15 protein-coding genes are annotated in these 21,773 nt (G+C 69.1%); 10 read left to right on the top strand and 5 right to left on the bottom strand.

Annotated features, from left to right (window positions below; genetic code table 11):
• Positions 1 to 91: 91 nt before the first annotated feature.
• The 3 genes from HWX76_RS26740 to HWX76_RS26730 form a co-directional block, all read right to left on the bottom strand.
• Entirely contained in the window at positions 92 to 1,891 is a 1,800-nt protein-coding gene (locus HWX76_RS26740) for a YadA family autotransporter adhesin (protein WP_124630928.1), read from the bottom strand.
• Positions 1,892 to 2,237: 346 nt separating this feature from the next.
• Positions 2,238 to 4,112 (bottom strand): gamma-glutamyltransferase, encoded by a 1,875-nt coding sequence (gene ggt / locus HWX76_RS26735; protein ID WP_176016571.1) that lies wholly within the window; start codon positions 4,110 to 4,112, stop codon positions 2,238 to 2,240.
• A gap of 87 nt (positions 4,113 to 4,199) precedes the next feature.
• On the bottom strand, positions 4,200 to 5,162 hold the full coding sequence (locus HWX76_RS26730; protein WP_124630926.1) for a LysR family transcriptional regulator: 963 nt from the start codon (positions 5,160 to 5,162) through the stop codon (positions 4,200 to 4,202).
• A gap of 249 nt (positions 5,163 to 5,411) precedes the next feature.
• Here HWX76_RS26730 and HWX76_RS26725 point away from each other — a divergent pair, with 249 nt between their 5' ends.
• From HWX76_RS26725 to HWX76_RS26685, 9 genes are all read left to right on the top strand, one after another.
• Positions 5,412 to 7,547 carry a 3-hydroxyacyl-CoA dehydrogenase NAD-binding domain-containing protein gene (locus tag HWX76_RS26725; RefSeq protein ID WP_089488849.1) on the top strand — a complete coding sequence of 712 codons (2,136 nt, stop codon included), beginning with the start codon at positions 5,412 to 5,414 and terminating at the stop codon, positions 7,545 to 7,547.
• Positions 7,548 to 7,576: 29 nt separating this feature from the next.
• On the top strand, positions 7,577 to 8,785 hold the full coding sequence (locus tag HWX76_RS26720) for an acyl-CoA dehydrogenase family protein (protein WP_089488848.1): 1,209 nt from the start codon (positions 7,577 to 7,579) through the stop codon (positions 8,783 to 8,785).
• A gap of 13 nt (positions 8,786 to 8,798) precedes the next feature.
• Positions 8,799 to 9,944: an acyl-CoA dehydrogenase family protein gene (locus tag HWX76_RS26715; RefSeq protein WP_089488847.1), complete on the top strand. Its 1,146-nt coding sequence runs from the start codon at positions 8,799 to 8,801 to the stop codon at positions 9,942 to 9,944.
• A gap of 30 nt (positions 9,945 to 9,974) precedes the next feature.
• Complete coding sequence (locus tag HWX76_RS26710) at positions 9,975 to 11,180, top strand: CaiB/BaiF CoA-transferase family protein (RefSeq protein WP_089488939.1); 1,206 nt, start codon at positions 9,975 to 9,977, stop codon at positions 11,178 to 11,180.
• A gap of 95 nt (positions 11,181 to 11,275) precedes the next feature.
• Positions 11,276 to 11,581 (top strand): DUF485 domain-containing protein, encoded by a 306-nt coding sequence (locus HWX76_RS26705; protein WP_014895931.1) that lies wholly within the window; start codon positions 11,276 to 11,278, stop codon positions 11,579 to 11,581.
• 11 nt (positions 11,582 to 11,592) lie between these two features.
• On the top strand, positions 11,593 to 13,287 hold the full coding sequence (locus HWX76_RS26700) for a cation acetate symporter (protein WP_050014739.1): 1,695 nt from the start codon (positions 11,593 to 11,595) through the stop codon (positions 13,285 to 13,287).
• A 353-nt stretch (positions 13,288 to 13,640) separates the two neighbouring features.
• On the top strand, positions 13,641 to 14,933 hold the full coding sequence (locus HWX76_RS26695) for a dicarboxylate/amino acid:cation symporter (RefSeq protein WP_050014741.1): 1,293 nt from the start codon (positions 13,641 to 13,643) through the stop codon (positions 14,931 to 14,933).
• 4 nt (positions 14,934 to 14,937) lie between these two features.
• Positions 14,938 to 16,947: an ATP-binding protein gene (locus HWX76_RS26690; protein ID WP_050014743.1), complete on the top strand. Its 2,010-nt coding sequence runs from the start codon at positions 14,938 to 14,940 to the stop codon at positions 16,945 to 16,947.
• A gap of 97 nt (positions 16,948 to 17,044) precedes the next feature.
• Positions 17,045 to 18,397, top strand: coding sequence for a sigma-54 dependent transcriptional regulator (locus tag HWX76_RS26685; RefSeq protein WP_176016590.1), 1,353 nt, complete (start codon positions 17,045 to 17,047; stop codon positions 18,395 to 18,397).
• Between the two features lie 79 nt (positions 18,398 to 18,476).
• Here HWX76_RS26685 and HWX76_RS26680 read toward each other — a convergent pair whose 3' ends face one another.
• On the bottom strand, positions 18,477 to 19,013 hold the full coding sequence (locus tag HWX76_RS26680) for a TlpA disulfide reductase family protein (RefSeq protein WP_050014745.1): 537 nt from the start codon (positions 19,011 to 19,013) through the stop codon (positions 18,477 to 18,479).
• A gap of 157 nt (positions 19,014 to 19,170) precedes the next feature.
• On the opposite strand from HWX76_RS26680, the gene HWX76_RS26675 reads away from it, so the two are divergent.
• Positions 19,171 to 19,743 carry a hypothetical protein gene (locus HWX76_RS26675; RefSeq protein WP_050014746.1) on the top strand — a complete coding sequence of 191 codons (573 nt, stop codon included), beginning with the start codon at positions 19,171 to 19,173 and terminating at the stop codon, positions 19,741 to 19,743.
• A 333-nt stretch (positions 19,744 to 20,076) separates the two neighbouring features.
• Here HWX76_RS26675 and HWX76_RS26670 read toward each other — a convergent pair whose 3' ends face one another.
• A complete protein-coding gene (locus HWX76_RS26670; protein WP_089488846.1) occupies positions 20,077 to 21,681 on the bottom strand; it encodes a YifB family Mg chelatase-like AAA ATPase in 1,605 nt (534 codons plus the stop codon).
• Positions 21,682 to 21,773 lie beyond the last annotated feature (92 nt).

Here is a 21,773-nt window from a genome sequence, read left to right as displayed (position 1 = left end):
GCTCTGCGCTGCAGGCGGAAAGAGGGCCGGGCTTCGCGTCGAGCGAAGCCCGGCCCTTGTCGCGTGATACCGGTGGCCGAGTGGCGACGGCTTACCAGCGATAACCGGCGCCGGCGCCGACCGCGACCGTGCCGCGCGTATTGGTGGAGCCGGACGCCTTGACCACCCAGCGCCCGTTGCGCGTGGCGGTGGACAGGCCGAACGCGACGGCCGACTGCCCGCTGTAAGTGCCGCCGGCGATCGAGACCATGCTTTCGCCTGCCAGCGATGCCTGCGGCAGGTTTGCGATGGCGACGGCGGACGCGATGCCGCCGCTTGCGTCGCGACGATAGTGGTCAATGTCGTTACGCACGCTGCCGATCTGGTCGCGCAATTGTTGCACGTTCACGGCATCGGTAGGTGCGGTGCCGGCCTTGACGTTGGTGATCTGCCGCTCCTGACCGGGCGCGCCGACGGAGACCGTGTCGTCGCGGTCGGCGACGGAGTTGTTGCCGAGCGCGACCGAATTGTTGCCCGATGCCGTCGCGTTGTTCCCGATCGCAAGGCTATCGTCGCCGGACGCAGTCGAGCCCTTGCCGAGCGCCATCGAATTCGAGCCGGTCGCGCCCGAGCCGTCGCCGAGCTGCGCAAAGTCGTTGCCATGGTTGCCCGCCGGCGGCGTAACGGCGGGGCCGTTCTTCTCGATGTCCGACAGGCGCGTGTTCAGCGAATCGAAGCGGCTGTCGAATTGCTGCTGCATCGTGAAGAGCTGCCCGCCGTTGACGGCCTGCATGCCGCCCGCGACGATCGCACCGGGCCGCACATTGTCGAGCAGCGTGCCGCCGACCCCGCCGAGCGTCGCGCGGCCGAGCGACAGGTCGTCGTACACGAGCGCACTGAGCGGCTTGCCGTCCGGGTCGACCAGGCCGGTTGCCTTCAACTGCGCGATCGTCACGGCGTCGGTGTCGCCCACGCCGTTCGACAGGCCGGTCAGCGTACGCGTGCCGTCCGTGCCTGCGAGGCTCACCGACGCGCCGCCCTTGTCGGCGCCGATCGAGATCGCGAGGCTCGCAGGATCCTGGCGCACGAGGCCGGTGGTGCCGTTGTTGACGCGCGTGCCAAGATCGTCGACATCGACGCGGATGGATTTGACGTCGCCTTCGACGTTCGTGACGCGGCCGTCGAGCATCGTGATCGATTGCGTGTTGGCTTTGGCTCGATCGTCCAGACTCGTCAGCGCGCTGCCGACATCGTTGAACGACTTGCCGTCGACCGTATAGTTCGGACTGCGTACGCTTCCGTCCGCGTTGATCGTGGCTTCGCCGCCGAGCGCCTCGACGACCGGCTTGAGCTGCGACAGGTTGACTGCGTCGGTGTCGTTCGTACCGGCGCGAAGATTGACGAGCTGCCGCTCGTTGCCGGTTTTGCCGATCGACACGGTGTTGCCTCGGTCGGCGACGCTGCCTTGCCCGAGCGCGACCGCGTCGTGCGCGGTGACCACCGCATCCGCGCCGAGTGCGAGCGCGCGGTTCGCGTTGATGTTCGACCCGACCCCGAGCGCGCTCGAGCGATCGCCGTGAACGTTCGTTCCTTCGCCGATGGCGATCGTGGATCGCCCGTCGGCGATTGCTGCTCCGCCAATCGCGATTGCCGAGTAATCACCGCCGTCTTCTCCTTTTGCCTGCGCGCCGGGACCAAGGGCGATCGAACCTGCGCCCGTTGCGCTGGGTGGCGGGGTTGCGCCGGCCTTGACGACAAGGTTGTCGAGGACCAGATCGGGCTGCGCGGCATGGCTGTAGCCCGACGCGAGCGCGACGAGCGAGAAGGCGAGTGCGGACAGGCGCGGCCGGTGCGTCGCAATGCGCGAGCGGGCACGCGCGTTGTCGGGTGGTGGGGTGACGGGGTGGAACATGAATCGGACTCCTGATCGTTCAATTTCGCGCACGCTGCCGGAAATGGCGACGATACGCATCGACTGCAGCGGAGCGCATCGCCGTTGCGAACGGGATGAGCGAATAAGGCGGCTGCGGTTTGAGCGGACGACTATACGGAGCGACTTATAGGCCGTCGATCAGACGAATACGAAATTTGAGGCGATAGGTATGAGACGCGATATTAGGCGCGAAGTGCGACATCGCGGTCAGACCGGGTCGAAAGGCAGGACGCGCGCAGCGCCCGTAAGACGAGTCCGTATGTCGGCACAGATGGGCCGTGGAATGGGTTCGCGCGGCGCGGTGCGCCGCCGCGCACGGGCCCGCTCAATCCCCCATCGCCACCCCTTCCCGCCGCGGATCCGCGCCGCCGAACCACACCGTCTGCCCCTGCACGTTCAGCCGCTGGATCCCCTGCAGCCCCGAGTTCATCTCGACGACCCGTACGTCGTGTCCGCGGCCCTTCAGCCCGTCGGCGAGCGCGTCCGACACACGGCCGCGTTCGAGCTGCGTCGGCCCGTTCATCGACCCGAAGTTCGGCAGCGCGATCGCCTGCTGCATCGTCATCCCCCAGTCGAGCACGCCGACCAGCGTCTTCGCGACGTGATTGATGATCGCGGGGCCGCCGGCCGAGCCGACGATCATCGTCACCTGCTTCGTCTTCTTGTCGAACACGAGCTCCGGCGACATCGCCGAGCGCGGCCGCTTGCCGGGCTGCACGCGGTTCGCGACCGGCCGGCCGTTGTCGTTCGACACGAACGAGAAATCGGTGAGCTGGTTGTTCAGCATGAAGCCGCGCACCATCAGCCGCGAACCGAACGCATCCTCGATGCTGGTCGTCATCGACAGCGCCTGGCCGTAGCGGTCGACGATCGCGATGTCGGACGTCGACGGCAGCTCGGGGCTGCGGTCGTCGGCCATCGCGAGCGCCGCGCCCTGCGGCGTGCCGGCCTGCGCGACGCCCATGCTGCTGTCGCCGATCAGGTGCGCGCGCTGCGCGAGATAGGTCTTGTCGGTGAGGCTCGCCCAGCTGCCGCCCGGCAGCGGCACGAAATCGGGATCGGCGACATAGCGCGCGCGGTCCGCATACGCGAGGCGCCCGGCTTCGCTGAACAGGTGGGCGGCGAACGGTGTCGGCTCGTAGCCGACGTCGTTGCGCACCGGCTTCTGCGCGCCGATCTGCTGCCAGTCGGGCATCGCTTCGAGGATGCCGAGCATCTGCGCGATCGCGAGGCCGCCCGACGACGGCGGCGGCATCCCGCACACGACCGAGCGCCGGTAATCGGTACACAGCGGCGCACGCACCTTTGCCTTGTAGCGTGCGAGATCCTGCAGCGACAGCAGGCCCGGGTTGGTCGGATGCTTGCGCACCTTCGCGACGATGTCGCGCGCGATCGCACCGGTGTAGAACGCATTCGCGCCGTGGTCGGCGACCTGGCGCAGCACGGTCGCGAGCGCGGGGTTCTTCAGCACCGTGCCGGCCGCCTTCGGCGAGCCGTCCTTGTTGTAGAAGTACGCACGCGCGGCCGGATCGCTGCTCAGGTACTTGTCGTTCGCGATCAGCATCGCGAGGCGCGGGCTGATCGTGAAGCCGCGCTCGGCGAGCCGGATGGCCGGCTGGAACAGCCGGCGCCACGGCAGCTTGCCGTGTGCGCGGTGCGCGGCGTCGAGCATGCGCAGCACGCCCGGCGTGCCCACCGAACGCCCGCCGACGACACCTTCGTAAAAGCTCATCGGCTGGCCGGTCGGGCCGTAGAACAGCCGGTCGGTCGCGGCGGCCGGTGCGGTTTCGCGGCCGTCGTACGCCTGCGTCGACTTGCCGTCGAAATACAGCATGAAGGCGCCGCCGCCGAGCCCCGACGATTGCGGCTCGACCAGCGCGAGCACCATCTGCGTCGCGATCGCCGCGTCGATCGCGGTGCCGCCGGCCTTCAGCATGTCGTAGCCGGCTTGCGTCGCGAGCGGGTTCGCGGCCGCGATCATGAAGTGCTGCGAGGTCCAGCCCGGCTTGTCGGTCCAGCCGGACGACAGTTCGGGCGTATGAACGCCGGGCAGCGGGACGGCCGCGCCCGATGCGGCGGCGACCGGGACGACGGCGCCCGACGGCGCGGACGGGGACGTGCAGCCGGCGTTCAACGCGACGAGCGCGACGGCGGCGAGCAGCGTCCAGGGACGCGAATGCGGACGAATCCGGTCGAACATGGAACCCTCGGCAGCAGTGAATTCGAAGGAGAGCGGCGTTGACGTTGACATCGGTGCGGGCGCAACGGCGCTGCCCGCCCCGGCGCGCTATTGTCGCCGTGCGCCCGGCGGCTTGTCATCCGACAGGAAACCCTGACGCATCCCGCCGGGCCCGCCCCGGCCGGTCTTTCCGGCCTGTTCGAGGATGAACTCTATGAACGTCGACGTCGCGCGCGTGTGGTGGCGGTTCGGCATGTAGAGCATGTACATGTGGGTGCCGAAGATGCTCAGCCGGTACGCATCGAGCGACGTGACGACGGCGCCGTGCCGCAGGTCGTCCTGCATCACGTAGTCGGGCACGATGCCGACGCCGATCCCCGCGAGGATCGCCTGGCGCAGGAACAGGAAGTTCTCCGAAATCAGCGTCGGTTCGAGCAGCACCTCGTGGCGCTCGTCGCCGAGATACGCGGCGATCCGCAACTGCCGGCCCAGCACCGTCGCGGTGACGACGGGAGCTGCGGCCAGCGCACCGAGGCTCGCGGGCATCCCGTGCGCGGCCGCGAACGCGGGCGACGCGCATGCGACGTAGCGCACCGCGCCCATGTCGCGCGCGACGAGGTTCTGCGGCGGCTCGGACATCACGCGGATCGCGATGTCGACTTCGTCGCGCATCAGATCTTCCACGCGATTCTCGAACACCACGTCGAGCACGATGCCCGGATGGAGCCGCTTGAACGCGAGCAGCCAGTCGGACATCACCATCTGCCCGTAGCCGCTCGGCACCGACAGCCGCACGCGGCCCTGCAGGTCCTGGCCGAGCGTCGTCACCGATTCCTGCGCGGCGAGCAGTTCGTTGCGGATGCGCCGGCCGTGCTCGTACAGCGTCAGCCCGATCTCGGTCGGCTCCATGCGCCGCGTCGTGCGGCGCACGAGCTGCTGGCCGATCGAGCGTTCGAGCTGGTTCAAGCGGTAGCTGACGTTCGCGCGGCTCATCTTGAGTCGCTGCGCGGCTTTGCTGAGATTGCCGGCGTCGAGGATCTCGACGAGCAGCGTCAGCGCGTTCAGGTCCATGCGGGTGTCTCCTGATCCGTCCCGTTTAACGCACAGAAACGGTCCGGAAGCATTCAGTGTCAAGTCAGACTTGACAGCTTGTAAAGGCGTGCGGGAATTGTCAATGAATCTCGATCAATCGAGAATCGAGTCATGCCCGGCAACCATGCCGGACGGTTTCCCGCGCCGCCGGGACCGGCTCGCGCACCGGCCCTGCTAGCCGGCCCGACCGGTTCCTGCCGCCCGGCGCACCGCACCACTGGAGACACGATGAATGCCACCGCTTCCCCTGCCAGCCCGATGGCCGGCACCGTCACGCGCGAACGGCGCGACAAGGTGCTCGTCGTCACGATCGACCATCCGCCCGTCAACGCGCTGTCCGCCGACGTGCGGCGCGGCCTCGCCGACGCGATCGACGCCGCGCAGGCCGACGACGCGATCCGCGCGGTGCTGATCGTCGGCGCCGGCCGCAACTTCATCGCGGGCGCCGACATCCGTGAATTCGGCAAGCCGCCCGTGCCGCCGTCGCTGCCCGACGTGTGCGAGCGGATCGAATCGGGTGCCAAGCCGGTCGTGGTCGCGCTGCACGGCGCGACGCTCGGCGGCGGCCTCGAAGTCGCGCTGGCCGCCCATTACCGGCTCGCCGTGCCCGGCGCGAAGCTCGGGCTGCCCGAAGTGACGCTCGGCCTGCTGCCCGGCGCGGGCGGCACGCAGCGCGCGCCGCGCCTGATCGGCGCGAAGGCCGCGCTCGACCTGATGCTGACGGGCCGCCATGCGAGCGCCGACGAAGCGCTCGTGCTCGGCCTCGTCGATCGCATCGCGCACAGCGACGACACGCTCGCCGAAGGGCTCGCCTATGCGCAGGAACTCGTGTCGCTCGGCGCGCCGGTGCGCCGCACGCGCGACGCGCAGGGCCTGGCCGACCGCGCGGCCGCGCAGGCCGCGATCGACGCGGCGCGCGCGGAATTGCCGAAGAAGTCGCGCGGGCTCTTCTCGCCGGCGAAGATCGTCGACGCGGTCGAGGCCGCGCTCACGCAGTCGTTCGACGCCGGGATGAAGTACGAACGCAGCCTGTTCCTGCAATGCATCGACAGCCCGCAGCGTGCGGGCCTCGTGCATGCGTTCTTCGCGGAGCGCGAAGCGGCGAAGGCGCCCGAGGCGCGGCGCGCGAGCGCGCGGCCGGTCGAACGGATCGGCGTGGTCGGCGGCGGCACGATGGGTGCGGGCATCGCGGTCGCGGCGCTCGACGCCGGGCTGCCGGTGACGATGATCGAACGCGACGAAGCGTCGCTCGAGCGCGGCCGTGCGCACGTCGAGAAGGTGTACGACGGCCTCGTCGCGAAAGGACGGATGACGCCGGCCGCGCACGCGGCGCGGCTCGCGCGCTTCAAGGGCAGTACGTCGTACGACGCGCTCGCGCAGGCCGACGTCGTGATCGAGGCCGTGTTCGAGGACATGGCCGTGAAGCAGGCCGTGTTCGCCGAGCTTGCGCGCGTGTGCAAGCCAGGGGCGGTACTCGCGACCAACACGTCGTATCTCGACATCGACGAACTGGCCGCGAGCATCGACCGGCCGGCCGACGTGATCGGCCTGCATTTCTTCTCGCCGGCCAACGTGATGAAGCTGCTCGAGATCGTCGTGCCGGCGCGCGTGAGCGCGGACGTCGTCGCGACCGCGTTCGCGCTGGCGAAGCAACTGAAGAAGACGCCGGTGCGCGCGGGCGTGTGCGACGGCTTCATCGGCAACCGGATCCTCGCCGTCTATCGCACTGCCGCCGACACCCTGATGGAAGACGGCGCGTCGCCGTACCAGATCGATCGCGCGGTGCGCGAATTCGGCTTCCCGATGGGCCCGTTTCAGGTGGTCGATCTCGCGGGCGGCGACATCGGCTGGGCGACCCGCAAGCGCCGCGCGGCGACGCGCGATCCGAACGCGCGCTACGTGGAGATTTCCGACCGGCTGTGCGAGCGCGGCTGGTTCGGGCAGAAGACCGGCCGCGGCTACTACCTGTATCCGGACGGCGCGCGCGTCGGCACGCCCGACCCGGAAGTCGACGCGATCGTCGCGGCAGAGCGTGCGAAGAAGGGCGTCACGCCGCGCACGTTCACCGATGACGAGATCCTGCGCCGCTACCTCGCCGCGATGATCAACGAAGGCGCGAACGTCGTGCACGAGAAGATCGCGCTGCGTCCGCTCGATGTCGACGCGGTGTTCCTGTACGGCTACGGCTTCCCGCGCTATCGCGGCGGCCCGATGCACTATGCGGACACGGTCGGCCTCGCGAACGTGCTCGCCGATATCCGCGCGTTCGCGAACGAAGATCCGCTGTTCTGGAAGCCGTCGCCGCTGCTCGTCGATCTCGTCGCGCGCGGCGCGGATTTCGCGAGCCTGAACCGCATCGACTGAACGCCCACCGCATTCGCCACGGACCCACGATGGACCTTAATTTCACTCCCGAAGAGGAAGCGTTCCGCACGGAAGTGCAGCGCTTCCTGCAAGCCGAACTGCCGGAGCGCATCGCGCGCAAGGTGAAGGGCGGCCTGCACCTGACGCGCGACGACATGCGCAAATGGCATGCGATCCTCAACGCGCGCGGCTGGCTCGCGAGTCACTGGCCGCGCGAATACGGCGGCCCCGGCTGGAGCGTCGCGCAGAAGTTCCTGTTCGACAACGAATGCGCGCTCGCCGGTGCGCCGCGCATCGTGCCGTTCGGCGTGAACATGCTCGGCCCCGTGCTGATCAAGTACGGCAGCGAAGCGCAGAAGCGCCACTGGCTGCCGCGCATCCTCGACGGTACCGACTGGTGGTGCCAGGGCTATTCGGAGCCGGGCGCCGGTTCCGACCTCGCGGCGGTGAAGACGAGCGCGGTGCGGGGTGTGGACGCGCAGGGCGATCACTACGTCGTGAACGGCCAGAAGACATGGACCACGCTCGGCCACTACGCGAACATGATCTTCTGCCTCGTGCGCACCGCGACCGACGTGCGCAAGCAGGAAGGCATCAGCTTCCTGCTGATCGACATGAACACGCCGGGCGTCGAAGTGCGCCCGATCATCACGCTCGACGGCGAGCACGAGGTGAACGAGGTGTTCTTCACCGACGTGCGCGTGCCCGTGGAGAACCTCGTCGGCGAAGAGAACCGCGGCTGGACCTACGCGAAATACCTGCTCACGTACGAGCGCACCAACATCGCCGGGATCGGCTTCTCGACCGCGGCCCTCGACCGGCTGCGCGCGGTCGCCGCGAAGGTCACGAAGAACGGCCGGCCGCTCGCCGACGATCCGTTCTTCGCGGCACGCGTCGCGCGCGTCGAGATCGAGCTCGAAAACATGCGCACGACCAACCTGCGCGTGCTGGCCGCGGTCGCGGGCGGCGGCGTGCCGGGCGCGGAAAGTTCGATGCTGAAGATCCGCGGCACGCAGATCCGCCAGGAGATCACCGCGCTGATGCGCCGCGCGATGGGGCCGTACGCGCAGCCGTTCGTCGACGACGCGCTCGACGCCGATTATGCCGGCGAACCGGTCGGCCCCGGCGAAGCCGCGAGCGCCGCGCAGCAGTATTTCAACAACCGCAAGCTGTCGATCTTCGGCGGCTCGAACGAGATCCAGAAGAACATCATCGCGAAGATGATGCTCGGGCTGTAAGAGGGACGCGACGATGGATTTCCAGCACACAGAAGACCGCCGGATGCTGGCGGACACGTTGAACCGCTTCATCGCCGAACAGTACGCGTTCCCGGTGCGCGACCGCATCGCGCAGTCGGCCGAAGGCTTCGACCGCGCGATGTGGCAGCGCTTCGCCGAACTCGGCACGGTCGGCGCGCTGTTTGCCGAAGCCGACGGCGGCTTCGGCGGCGCGGGCTTCGACATCGCCGTGGTGTTCGAATGCCTCGGACGCGGGCTCGTCGTCGAGCCGTTCCTCGGCGCGCTGCTCGCGGGCCGTGCGCTGGCGCTCGCCGGCGGCGATGCGCATCGCGAGCGGCTCGCCGCGCTGATCGACGGCAGCGCGAGCGCCGCATTCGCGCACGACGAACCGGGCTCGCACTACGAACTGACGACGGTGCGCACGCGCGCCGAACGGTCGGGCGACGGCTGGGTGCTGACGGGCGCGAAGGGCGTCGTCGACCAGGCCGCGCAGGCGGCGTTCTTCGTCGTCAGCGCGCGCGTGTCGGGCAACGACGACGACGCGGCCGGCATCGGCCTGTTCGTCGTGCCGGCCGATGCGCCGGGCGTGTCGCTGCGCGATTACAGGAAGATCGACGGCGGTCGCGCGGCCGAAGTGCGCTTCGAGCGTGTCGCGCTGCCGGCCGATGCCGCGCTCGGCGCGCCGGATGCACTCGACGGCGAAGCGGGCGCCGAACTGCTCGAACGCGTGCTCGGCTACGGGCTGCTCGCGCTGTCGGCGGAAGCGCTCGGCGCGATGGACGTCGCAAAGGCGCACACGCTCGACTACCTGCGCACGCGCAAGCAGTTCGGATTGCCGATCGGCAGCTTCCAGGCGCTGCAGCACCGGATGGCCGACCTGCTGCTCGAAGTCGAGCAGGCGCGCTCGGCGGTGATCAACGCGGCCGCGCAGCTCGATGCGCCGCGCGCGGTGCGCGAGCGCGCGCTCTCGGCGGCGAAATACAGCATCGGCCGGATCGGCACGCTGGTCGCGGAAGAAAGCATCCAGTTGCATGGCGGGATCGGGATGACGTGGGAGCTGCCGCTGTCGCATTACGCGAAGCGTCTCGTGATGATCGATCATCAGCTCGGCGACGAGGATCACCACCTCGCGCGCTACATCGCGCTGTCGAAACAATAAGCGCGGAAAACGCGAATGGAGGAGACGACGATGACGAACGACACGCGCGCGCTGCCGCTGGCCGGCGTGAAAGTGCTCGATTTCTCGCGCGTGCTCGCGGGCCCGTGGTGCGCGATGGTGCTCGCCGATTTCGGCGCGGAAGTGATCAAGGTCGAGCATCCGGCGCGCGGCGACGATACGCGCGACTGGGGGCTGCGGATCGGCGACACCGAGACCACCTATTTCAACAGCGTGAATCGCAGCAAACGGTCGATCTGCGTCGACCTGCAGACGGAAGCCGGCCAGCGCATCGCGCGCGAGCTGGCCGCGCAGGCCGACGTGGTGCTCCACAACTTCAAGTGCGGCGGCGCGGAGAAGCTCGGGCTCGGCTACGACGCGCTGGCCGAACTGAATCCGCGGCTCGTGCATTGCGCGATCTCCGGCTACGACCGCTCGGGCCCGGAGGCCGCGCGGCCCGGCTACGACCTCGTCGTGCAGGGCGAGGCCGGGCTGATGGCGCTGAACGGCGAGGCTGGCCAGCCGCCGCTGAAGTTCGGCGTCGCGGCGGTCGACCTGTTCACCGGCATGTATTCGGCGCAGGCGATCCTCGCCGCGTTGTACGAGCGCCACGCGACCGGGCGCGGGCGGCGCATCGAGATGGCGCTGTTCGACTGCGGGCTGATGATCACCGCGTACTACGGGCTCGACGCGCTGCTGATGGGTGAGGACCCGCCCCGCTACGGCAACGCGCATCCGTCGATCGTGCCGTACGGCGTGTTCGACGCGGCCGACGGCCCGCTCGTGATCACGGTCGGCAACAACACGCAGTTCGCGCGTTTCTGCGATGCGATCGGGCGGCCCGATCTCGCCGCGGACGAACGCTACAGGACCAACCTTGGCCGCTCGGAGAATCGCGCCTGCCTGCTGCCCGAGATTCGCGGCGAACTCGCGCGCCGCTCGCGCGCGACGCTGCTGGCGGCGCTCGCCGAGGCGGGCATTCCGTGCGGCGAAGTGCTCGGATTGCACGAAGCGCTGACGTCCGAACGCGCGACCCGCGCCGGGCTCGTCACGCGGCAGCCGCATCCGGTCGCGGGCGGCGTCGACGTGCTCGCGCCGCCGTACCGCTTCGACGGCGCGCGGCTGCCGGTGCGCGGTGCGCCGCCGGTGCTTGGCGCGGATACGGACGCGGTGCTCGGCGGCTGGCTCGGGATGTCGGCGGAGGACGTCGCGCGGCTGCGGGCGGATCGCGTCGTGTAGATCGCTTGTTCCGCCGCGGCGCGGGCGGTGAGTCGACGCGCGCCGACCATGCCACGCAACACCGCTCGCCATGACGAGCCGGAAATGGAGACACCATGGAGCTTTCCGTCATCGAATCGGTCACGGCGCGCCGCGACTACCAGCAGCTCGTGCGGGCCCGGCGCCGCTTCAGCTTCACGCTGACGGCGCTGATGATCGCCACGTACTACGGCTTCATCCTGCTCGTCGCGCTCGCGCCGCACGTGCTCGCCGCGCCGCTGTACCGCGGCGCGACGACGACGGTCGGGATCGCCGCGGGCGTCGCGATCATCCTGGTCGCGATCGGCCTGACCGCGTGCTACGTGCTGCGCGCGAACCGTGCGTTCGACCGCCGCGTCGACGCGATCCTGCAACGTTCGTGACGGAGCCCGACATGCGATGCATTTCGAGCGCGCCCGGCGCGCTGGCCATCCTCGTTTCCCTCGTTTCCTCCACCGCCCATGCGACCGGCGTTGCCGGCCCGATGCCCGACAAGGTCGAGCTGAACCCCGTCGCGATCGGGATGTTCTTCGCGTTCGTGTTCGCGACGCTCGCGCTCACGCGCTGGGCCGCGCGCCGCACGCGCTCGACGCGCGACTTCTACACGGCCGGCGGCGGCATCACCGGGTTGCAGAACGGGCTCGCGATCGCCGGCGACTACATGTCGGCCGCGTCGTTCCTCGGGCTGTCCGGCATGGTATTCATGTTCGGCTTCGACGGGCTGATCTACTCGATCGGCTTCCTGGTCGGCTGGCCGTTCGTGATGTTCCTGATCGCCGAACCGCTGCGCAACCTCGGCAAGTTCACGTTCGTCGACGTCGTCGCGTACCGCTTCGCGCAGCGGCCGATCCGGCTGCTGACCTCGGCGAACGCGCTGACGATCGTCGTGCTGTACCTGGTCGTGCAGATGGTCGGCGCGGGCAAGCTGATCCAGCTGCTGTTCGGGCTGTCGTACGGCACGGCCGAGCTGATCGTCGGCGTGCTGATGGTCGTCTACGTGTTCTTCGGCGGGATGACCGCGACCACCTGGGTGCAGGTGATCAAGGCCGTGCTGCTGCTGTGCGGCGCGACGCTGCTCGCATTGCTCGCGCTCGGCGAATTCGGCTTCAGCATCGACGCGATGTTCCGTCGCGCGGTGGCCGTGCATCCGGGCGCGCTGTCGATCATGGGGCCCGGCAAGCTGATCCGCGACCCGGCCAACGCGCTGTCGCTCGGCATCGCGCTGATGTTCGGCACGGCCGGCTTCCCGCACATCCTGATGCGCTTCTTCACGGTGCCGAACGCGAGGGAGGCGCGCAAGTCGGTGCTCTACGCGACCGGATTCATCGGCTACTTCTACCTGCTGACCTTCGTGATCGGCTTCTCCGCGATCGTGCTGCTCGCGCAGCATCCGGAATTCTTCCGGCTCGGCGCGAACGGCACGTTCAACCTGACGCACGACCTGCTCGGCGGCTCGAACATGGTCGCGGTGAAGCTCGCGCAGGCGGTGGGCGGCAACTGGTTCTACGGGTTCATCGCGGCCGTCACGTTCGCGACGATCCTCGCGGTGGTCGCGGGGCTGACGCTCGCCGGCGCGACGACGATCTCGCACGACCTGTATGCGCAGATGTGGGCGCGCGGCAAGCCCGACGAACGGCTCGAGATGCGCATCTCTCGCGCGGCGACGATCGGGCTGTCGGCCATTGCGATCGCGCTGTCGATCCTGTTCGAGCACGTGAACGTCGCGTTCATGGTCGGGCTCGTCGCGGCGGTGGCCGCGAGCGCCAATTTCCCGGTGCTCGCGATGTCGATCTTCTGGCGCGGGATGACCACGCGCGGCGCGGTGCTCGGCGGCGGCCTCGGCCTCGTGTCGGCGGTCGCGCTCACGGTGCTGTCGAAGTCGGTGTGGGTCGACGTGCTGCACCATGCGCATGCGCCGGTGTTCCTCGACAACCCGGCGCTGGTGTCGGTGCCGCTCGCGTTCGTCGGGATCGTGGTCGGCTCGCTCGCGGATCGCGGCGAACGCGCACGCCGCGAGCGCGACGCGTTCGCTCGGCAGGAGTTCTATGCGCAGACGGGCGTGCTCGCGAGCCGCGCCGTCCACCATTGATTCATCCGATGAAACGATGCATCCGTCCGGATCGCCGGACGGATATTTTCCGGAAATCCGGAATACCGGATTTCCTTGCCTGCCGCATTATGGGAAATACAATGAAAACAACGGCTTGAGGGGTTCCGGAAACCTGGCATCGACCTTGCGATATAAAGCGCACGGCCATCCCCCGGCCGAACTACTACAGCAAGCAAGGAGACAACCGATGACCACTGCCTTCCTCCCCCTCGGGATGTCCTGAGGCATCGCTTGTTGCGGCACGGCAGCCGCGCGGGCGAGTGACTCCCCTGACATTCGTCCGCGCGCGTGACGCCGTTTCCATCGGCTCATCTACTTCAGCAGGAACCATCGTGAAGAAGAAACCCTTCTACAAAGTGCTCTATGTGCAGGTGATCTTCGCCATCATCGTCGGCGTGATCCTCGGCCACTACTACCCGGCGCTCGCCACCGACATGAAGCCGCTCGGCGACGGCTTCATCAAGCTGATCAAGATGGTGATCGGTCCGATCATCTTCTGTACGGTCGTCACCGGCATCGCCGGCATGGAGGACATGAAGAAGGTGGGCCGCGTCGGCGGCAAGGCGCTGCTGTACTTCGAGATCGTGTCGACCTTCGCGCTGCTGCTCGGCCTCGCGGCCACGCACATCCTGCGTCCGGGCGTCGGCTTCAACATCGATCCGGCGACGCTCGACGGCAAGGCCGTCGCGTCGTACGCGGCGAAGGCGCACGGGCAGTCGACGGTCGACTTCCTGATGCACATCATCCCGAACACGATGGTCGACGCGTTCGCGCAGGGTGAAATCCTGCAGATCCTGCTGATCGCGCTGCTGTTCGGCAGCGTGCTCGCGCACCTCGGCGAGCGCGGCAAGGTCGTGACCGACTTCATCGACGGCCTGACGCGCGTGCTGTTCGGCATCGTGCACATCGTCACGAAGCTGGCCCCGATCGGCGCGTTCGGCGCGATGGCGTTCACGATCGGCAAGTACGGCGTCGGCTCGCTGGTGCCGCTGCTGAAGCTGATCGGCACGTTCTACCTGACGTCGGTCGTGTTCGTGCTGGTCGTGCTCGGCGGGATCGCGCGCGCCACCGGCTTCTCGATCATTCGCTTCGTGTCGTACATCAAGGAAGAGCTGCTGATCGTGCTCGGCACGAGCTCGTCGGAAGCCGCACTGCCGCAGCTGATGGAAAAGCTCGAGAAGGCCGGCTGCTCGCGTTCGGTCGTCGGCCTCGTCGTGCCCACCGGTTATTCGTTCAACCTCGACGGCACCAACATCTACATGACGATGGCCGTGCTGTTCATCGCGCAGGCGACCAACATCGAGCTGACGTGGATGCAGCAGCTCACGCTGCTGGCCGTCGCGATGCTCACGTCGAAGGGCGCGAGCGGCGTGACGGGGGCGGGCTTCATCACGCTCGCCGCGACGCTGGCCGTCGTGCCGACGATCCCGCTGTCGGGCATGGTGCTGATCCTCGGCATCGACCGCTTCATGAGCGAATGCCGTGCGCTGACCAACATCGTCGGCAACGGCGTGGCGACCGTCGTCGTGTCGGCATGGGAGAAGGAGCTCGACCGCAACAAGCTGCGCCAGGCGCTGAAGGGCGGCGGCGAAGTCGCGCCGACCGAGAAGACGGCCGGCGTCTGACCCGATGAACGAGCAGGCGGCGGCACCGCCCGCCGGCCGTGCGGCCCGCGGCGGCCGGGGTATCGATGCGCAGGCCTATGACACAATAGGCGATCCGCATCGCCAGGAAGCCTCGACCGTGACGCGCCGCCTGCTCATCCTCGTCGTGCTCGCCGCCGCGCTCGTCGCGGCATGCGCGCTCACGTGGGCGATCACCTGGCAGCGCGGCGTCGCCGAGCTGCAGCGCAATGCCGCGGTGCGCGTCGATCGCACCACCAACGCGCTCAAGAGCACGCTCGACCGCTACGAATCGCTGCCTTATCTGCTCGGCAGCCATCCGTACGTGCAGGATCTGCTCGCCGAGCCGAAGCGCGGCGACTACACCGCCCGCGTCAACCGCTATCTCGAAGACCTCAACGAACACGCGCACGCGACCGTCACCTACGTGATCGGCGCGGACGGCCTGTGCGTCGCCGCCAGCAACTGGCGCGCGCCCGACAGCTTCGTCGGGATCGAATACCGTTTCCGCCCGTATTTCCTCGACGCGATGAACGGCCGGGTCGGCCGCTTCTTCGGTATCGGCACGATCTCGCGCGATCCCGGCTACTACATCTCGCAGCCCGTGTGGCACGACGGCAAGATCGCGGGCGTCGTCGTCGTGAAGCTCAACCTCGAATGGTTCCAGGGCGCCGATGCGTCCGAGCCGCTCGTCGTCGTGGACGATCACGGTGTCGTGTTCCTGTCGTCGGTGCCCGCGTGGAAGTACCATACGCTGCGCCCGCTCACGGGGCCTGTGGCCGCATCGATCTACGAAACGCGCCAGTACGCGCAGCAACCGGTCACGCCGCTGCCGCTGCGCGTCGAGCAGACGCTCGGCGCCGATGCGGAAATCGTGCGCCTGGGCGCCGGCCGGCGCGCGCCGCGCTTTCTCGCCAGCAAGCGTCGGATCGGCGAGCCCGACTGGCAGCTCGTCACGCTCGCGCCGATCGCGCCGATCGATGCCGATGCGCGCAACGCGACGATCGTCACCGGCTTCGGCTTCGTGTCGGTCGCGCTGCTCGCGTTCTACTGGCGGATGCGCCGCGCCCGCGTGCGCGAGATGATCCGCGGCCGTGCGCTGCTGCAACAGGCGTACGCGGAGCTGAACCGGCGCGTCGAGGAGCGTACGGCCGATTTGTCTGAAGCGAACGAGCAGTTGCAGAAGGAAGTCGGCGACCGGATCCGCGCGGAGCAGGAGCTGCGCGCCGCGCACGACGAACTGATCCAGGCGAGCAAGCTCGCCGCGCTCGGCCAGATGGCGGCCGGCATCACGCATGAACTGAACCAGCCGCTCGCGGCGCTGCGCAGCTTCTCGGACAACACGCGCGTGCTGCTCGATCGCGGCGAACAGGCCGCCGCGCGCGAGAATCTCGAGGCGATCGCCGCGCTCACCGAGCGGATGGGCAAGATCACGAACCAGCTGAAGCTGTTCGTCGGCCGCGCGAAGCCGCGCAACGAGCAGGCGCTCGTCGTGCGCGCGCTGCGCAGCGTGCTGTCGCTGCTCGACGAGCGCCTGCGCGGCGTCGCGCTCACGCTGACGCTGCAGGACGCGACCGTGTCGCCCGCGCAGGACGCGTCGCTCGATCTGGCGCGCGACTATCCGGAACTCGTCGCGCGCTGCGAGGACCTGCGCCTCGAACAGGTGCTGATCAACCTGCTCGGCAACGCGCTCGACGCGGTCGCCGGCGTCGCGGCGCCGGCCATCGAGGTGACGATCGCGGTGTCGGCCGCGACGCTCGCGGTCGAGGTGCGCGACAACGGCTCCGGCATCGCGCCCGATCTGCTGCCGCGCCTGTTCGAGCCGTTCTTCACGACCAAGGAAATGGGGCGCGGGCTCGGGCTGGGCCTTGCGATCTCGTCGTCGATCGCGAGCGACGCGGGCGGCGCGCTGACCGCACGCAACGCCCCGTCGGGCGGCGCGCTGTTCGTCTTGACGCTGCGTCGCGCCCGCACGCATCATCCGGACTCCGTGTCCGAGCCGGCGGGCTCGCATTAGCGCGAGCCCGCCGTAGGCCGCAGACCCGGTCGGCGAACGACCGGCATCAACGAGCGCCGCGCGCGAGCGCTGCGCCTGTCAGGAGCAAGTGACCAAGATGGCCAACCGGCTGCAAGTGATCTATATCGAGGACGATGCGCTCGTGCGCCGGGCGAGCGTGCAGAGCCTTCAACTGGCGGGCTTCGACGTCGCCGGCTTCGAATCGGCCGAGGCGGCCGAGAAGGCGATCGTCGCGGATACCGCCGGCGCGATCGTCAGCGACATCCGGCTGCCCGGCGCGAGCGGGCTCGACGTGCTCGCGCAGTGCCGCGAGCGCGTGCCGGACGTGCCGGTGATCCTCGTCACCGGGCACGGCGACATCTCGATGGCCGTGCAGGCGATGCGCGACGGCGCGTACGACTTCATCGAAAAGCCGTTCGCGGCCGAGCGCCTGATCGAGACGGTGCGCCGTGCGCTCGAGCGCCGCGAGCTCGTGCTCGAGAACCACGCGCTGCGGCGCGAGCTGGCTGGACAGAACGTCGTCGCGCCGCGCATCATCGGCCGCAGCCCCGCGATCGAGCAGGTGCGCAAGCTGATCGCGAACGTCGCGCCGACCGACGCGTCGGTGCTGATCAACGGCGACACGGGCGCCGGCAAGGAGCTGATCGCGCGCAGCCTGCACGAGCTGTCGCCGCGCCACGACAAGCCGTTCATTGCGGTGAATTGCGGCGCGCTGCCCGAGCCGATGTTCGAATCGGAGATGTTCGGCTACGAGCCCGGTGCGTTTACCGGCGCCGCGAAGCGGCGCGTCGGCAAGCTCGAATACGCGTCCGGTGGCACGCTGTTCCTCGACGAAATCGAAAGCATGCCGCTCGCGCTGCAGGTGAAGCTCTTGCGCGTGCTGCAGGACGGCGTGCTCGAGCGGCTCGGCTCGAACCAGCCGATCCGCGTGAACTGCCGCGTGGTCGCAGCCGCGAAGGGCGACATGAGCGAGCTCGTCGCGGCCGGCACGTTCCGGCGCGACCTGCTGTACCGGCTCAACGTCGTGACGATCGCGCTGCCGCCGCTCGCCGAGCGCCGCGAGGACATCGTGCCGCTGTTCGAGCACTTCATGCTCGATGCGGCCGTGCGCTACGGGCGGCCCGCGCCGGTGCTCACCGACCGGCAGCGCGCGAGCCTGATGCAGCGCGACTGGCCGGGCAACGTGCGCGAGCTGCGCAACGCGGCCGACCGCTTCGTGCTCGGCGTGGCCGACATGCCGCCGGAAACGGGCGCCGGCGACGACGCCGACAACGACCAGACGCTGAAGGAGCGCATCGAGCAGTTCGAGCGCGCGGTGATCGCCGAGGCGCTGAACCAGACGGGCGGCGCGGTCGCCGCGACGGCCGACCGGCTGCATGTGGGCAAGGCGACGCTGTACGAGAAGATGAAGCGCTACGGGCTGTCGGCGAAAGGCGAAACCGAGCGCTGAAAAGCAAACGGACCGCAGTGCGGTCCGTTTCGCGGAGCAGGGCGCGGCGTGCGGCCCTGCGAGTCCTGTCGTGCGGCGCTCAGGCCGCGTTGCCGTCGAGCGCCTTCTTGAGCAGCGCGTCGAGTTCCGCGAATTGCGGCGCGCCGACGTAGCGCTTCAGGATCTTGCCGTCCTTGTCGACGACGAAGGTCGTCGGCGTGAGCTGCACGTTGCCGAACTGCTTCGCGACGCTGCCGTCGTCGAGCGCGACCTTGAACGGCAACTGACGCGTCTGCGCGTAGTTCGCGACGTACATCGGCGGATCGTAGTTCATCGCGACCGCGACGAATTCGAGCCCCTGACCCTTGAAGCGATTGTAGGTATCGACCATCTGCGGCATTTCCTGCATGCAGGTCGCGCAGCTCGTCGCCCAGAAGTTCACGAGATAGACCTTGCCTTTCAGGTCGCCGCCGGTCGAGACCTTCTGGCCCGACAGCAGCGTGAAGGTCGCGTCCGGCACGCTGGACTTGCCGTTGAACGCGAAGAAGCCGGCGACGGCGATCGCCGCGACGACGGCGGCCGCGACGAGGTAGCGAACGGGGCCGGTGCTGCGGCGGGCGGGAGGCGTGGTGTTCATCTTGGTGCTCTCGGGGTCGATGACGCGGATCGATGCAAAGGACGTCGAAATTCGGCGCTTATTTTAGCGCGAATGCGGCGTGTGCATCGGCGGCCGCCGCGCATCCCCGTTTCAGGTTCGGTGGATAATCGCCGTTTTGCCTGCCGCGATCCATGCCATGCCGAAGGACGTCACCGATTCGTTGCGCCCCCTTTTTCGCCCGCTGCGGCACTTCGCCGCGCTCGCCTGCGTGAGCGCCGCGCTGGCCGCGTGCTCGCCGTCCTACGACTGGCGCACGCTGCACAACGACGCCGGCTACACGATCGACCTGCCGGCGAAGCCGACCGTCGAGGAGCAGCCGGTCGCGCTCGGCGGCAAGTCGATGCCGATGCGGATGCAGGCCGCGCACGTCGACGGCGCGGTATTCGCGGTCGGCACGCTGACGTTGCCGGACGATCGCGACGACACACGGCGCGCGGCGCTCGACTTCCTGCGCGCGGGACTGTCGCGCAACCTCGAAGGCACGCCGCAGACGGCGTCGGTGCCGGTGCCGCTCGCCGCCGGCGGCGCGGTGAACGGGCTCGAACTGCGCATCGCGGGCGCGGCCGCCGGCGGCGATCGCGCGCGCAAGACGATCGTCGCGCGGCTTGCCGTGCGCGGCCGGCACGCGTACCAGGCCGTCGTGATCGCCGACGGGCCGCTCGCGCAGGAGCAGCTCGACCAGTTTTTCGGCTCGTTCAAACTCGATTGACGGTGGCCGGCGAGGGCGCTCAGACACGCGGTGACAACTGAAAGTTCATTCGCAGCTTTCGACGCTAATCGCCGGATTTTGCGAGAGTTTTTCGACTATCCACAGCGCATGTGGATAACTTTGTTGAAAAGTCGCGCGTATTTCCCGCAAAGCCGCGCCGGACGGCCTTCCGGCTCGTTTGGTCGCCCGTTCGACGTTTGAGAAAAATCAATTAAAACAACAGGATACGAATTCGGTCCGGCAAAGGCCGCGGCGAGCCGCGATCCGGGGCCGGATGAGTGGAATTGTGTATAAGTCAAGTCTTGACAGCCTGATTTTGTCCTCCTCGCGCGCTCACAGTGCCGTCAGCGCACGCCGGTAGCGAATCGCCTCGGCGATCTGCGCGGCCGTCGGCAGCGGGTCGCCGGCCAGGTCGGCGATCGTCCGAGCGACTTTCAGCACGCGGAAATACGCGCGCGCCGACCAGCCGAAGCGCTCGCCGGCCTCGCGCAGCAGCCGCTCGCCCTCGTCGGTCGGCCGGCACAGGTCGTCGGTTTCGCGGCCGCTCAGCATGTGATTCGTCTTGCCCTGCCGCTCGAGTTGCAGCGCCCGCGCCTGTGCGACGCGGGCGGCGACCGCCGCGCTCGGCTCGCCGGGCGCCGTCGCGCGGGTCGCGAGTTCGGCCGGCGACAGCGCGGGCAGGTCGATCTGGATGTCGATGCGGTCGAGCAGCGGCCCCGACAGCTTGCGCAGATAGCGCGCGGCCACGTCCGGCGAGCAGCGGCAGCGCCCGGACGGATCGCCGTGCCAGCCGCACGGGCACGGGTTCATCGCGGCGATCAGCTGGCACGCGGCAGGGAAGTCGGCCTGCTGCGCCGCGCGCGAGATCGTGATGCGGCCGGCTTCGAGCGGCTCACGCAGCATTTCCAGCACGTGCCGGTCGAATTCCGGCAGTTCGTCGAGAAACAGTACGCCGAGGTGCGCGAGCGTGATTTCGCCCGGCTGCGGCGGATTGCGGCCGCCCACCAACGCGGCGGCGCTCGACGAGTGATGCGGCGAACGGAACGGCCGGCGGCGCCACTGCGCGGGCGAGAAGCCGAGCCGGCTCGCGGACAGCAGCGCGGCCGAGGTCAGCGCCTCGTCATCGGTCAGCGGCGGCAGCAGCCCGGCGAGGCGCGCGGCCAGCATCGACTTGCCGGCCCCGGGTGGGCCGACCATCAGCATGTGATGCCCGCCCGCGGCCGCGACTTCCAGCGCACGCCGCGCGCCGCGCTGGCCGACGACGTCCACGAGGTCGGGCGCGGCGGGCGCCGGCAAGCCGTCGAGACAGGGCGCCGCGACCGGCGTGAGCCGTCCGTCCGGCGCATCGGCGAGGTGCGCGCACAGCGCGGGCAGGTCGCGCGCACCGAATACGGTCACGCCCGGCACGAGCGCGGCCTCGGCGGCGCTGTCGAGCGGCAGGTACAGCTCGGGCGGACGCGATGCCGCGACGGACTCGCGCGGTGCGCCGGCATTCAGGCCCGCGCCGCCGACGACGCCCGCGCCGCATGCGTCCGCCCGCCAGTCCCGCGCGGCGCCGCACGCCATCGCGAACGCGCCGCGCATCGGCCGCAGCGCGCCGGTCAGCGACAGCTCGCCCGCGAATTCGCGGCCGGCCAGCGCGTCGGCCGGGATCTGGCCGTTCGCGGCGAGGATGCCGAGCGCGATCGGCAGGTCGAAGCGGCCGGATTCCTTCGGCAGGTCGGCCGGCGCGAGATTGACGGTGATACGGCGCACCGGGAATTCGAATCCGCAGTTCTGCAGCGCGGCGCGTACGCGCTCGCGGCTTTCGCGGACTTCGAGATCGGGCAGCCCGACGATCGAGAACGACGGCAACCCGTTGGCGAGATGGACTTCGACGGTGACGTCCGGCGCGCGGCCGGAAGCGGGCGCGCGACTGCGCACCACGGCGAGCGACATGGCGAGGCTCCTGCATGACAGGCGGCGACGGCCGTTCGGGGCCGCATGCCGCGGGAATCGGAGAAATCGGTGCGCGCTTGCCGGCGTGGCGC

It is taken from the genome of Burkholderia sp. BCC0398, assembly GCF_902833245.1.
GTDB lineage: Bacteria > Pseudomonadota > Gammaproteobacteria > Burkholderiales > Burkholderiaceae > Burkholderia > Burkholderia sola.
This window is presented reverse-complemented; position numbering and strand designations above follow the sequence as displayed.

Coding starts and splice junctions, on each gene's coding strand:
- HWX76_RS26670 (WP_089488846.1), bottom strand. CDS start 21,681: ATGTCGCTCGCCGTGGTGCGCAGTCGCGCGCCCGCTTCCGGCCGCGCG.
- ggt (WP_176016571.1), bottom strand. CDS start 4,112: ATGTTCGACCGGATTCGTCCGCATTCGCGTCCCTGGACGCTGCTCGCC.
- HWX76_RS26730 (WP_124630926.1), bottom strand. CDS start 5,162: ATGGACCTGAACGCGCTGACGCTGCTCGTCGAGATCCTCGACGCCGGC.
- HWX76_RS26715 (WP_089488847.1), top strand. CDS start 8,799: ATGGATTTCCAGCACACAGAAGACCGCCGGATGCTGGCGGACACGTTG.
- HWX76_RS26705 (WP_014895931.1), top strand. CDS start 11,276: ATGGAGCTTTCCGTCATCGAATCGGTCACGGCGCGCCGCGACTACCAG.
- HWX76_RS26720 (WP_089488848.1), top strand. CDS start 7,577: ATGGACCTTAATTTCACTCCCGAAGAGGAAGCGTTCCGCACGGAAGTG.
- HWX76_RS26680 (WP_050014745.1), bottom strand. CDS start 19,013: ATGAACACCACGCCTCCCGCCCGCCGCAGCACCGGCCCCGTTCGCTAC.
- HWX76_RS26700 (WP_050014739.1), top strand. CDS start 11,593: ATGCGATGCATTTCGAGCGCGCCCGGCGCGCTGGCCATCCTCGTTTCC.
- HWX76_RS26710 (WP_089488939.1), top strand. CDS start 9,975: ATGACGAACGACACGCGCGCGCTGCCGCTGGCCGGCGTGAAAGTGCTC.
- HWX76_RS26685 (WP_176016590.1), top strand. CDS start 17,045: ATGGCCAACCGGCTGCAAGTGATCTATATCGAGGACGATGCGCTCGTG.
- HWX76_RS26725 (WP_089488849.1), top strand. CDS start 5,412: ATGAATGCCACCGCTTCCCCTGCCAGCCCGATGGCCGGCACCGTCACG.
- HWX76_RS26690 (WP_050014743.1), top strand. CDS start 14,938: ATGAACGAGCAGGCGGCGGCACCGCCCGCCGGCCGTGCGGCCCGCGGC.
- HWX76_RS26675 (WP_050014746.1), top strand. CDS start 19,171: ATGCCGAAGGACGTCACCGATTCGTTGCGCCCCCTTTTTCGCCCGCTG.
- HWX76_RS26740 (WP_124630928.1), bottom strand. CDS start 1,891: ATGTTCCACCCCGTCACCCCACCACCCGACAACGCGCGTGCCCGCTCG.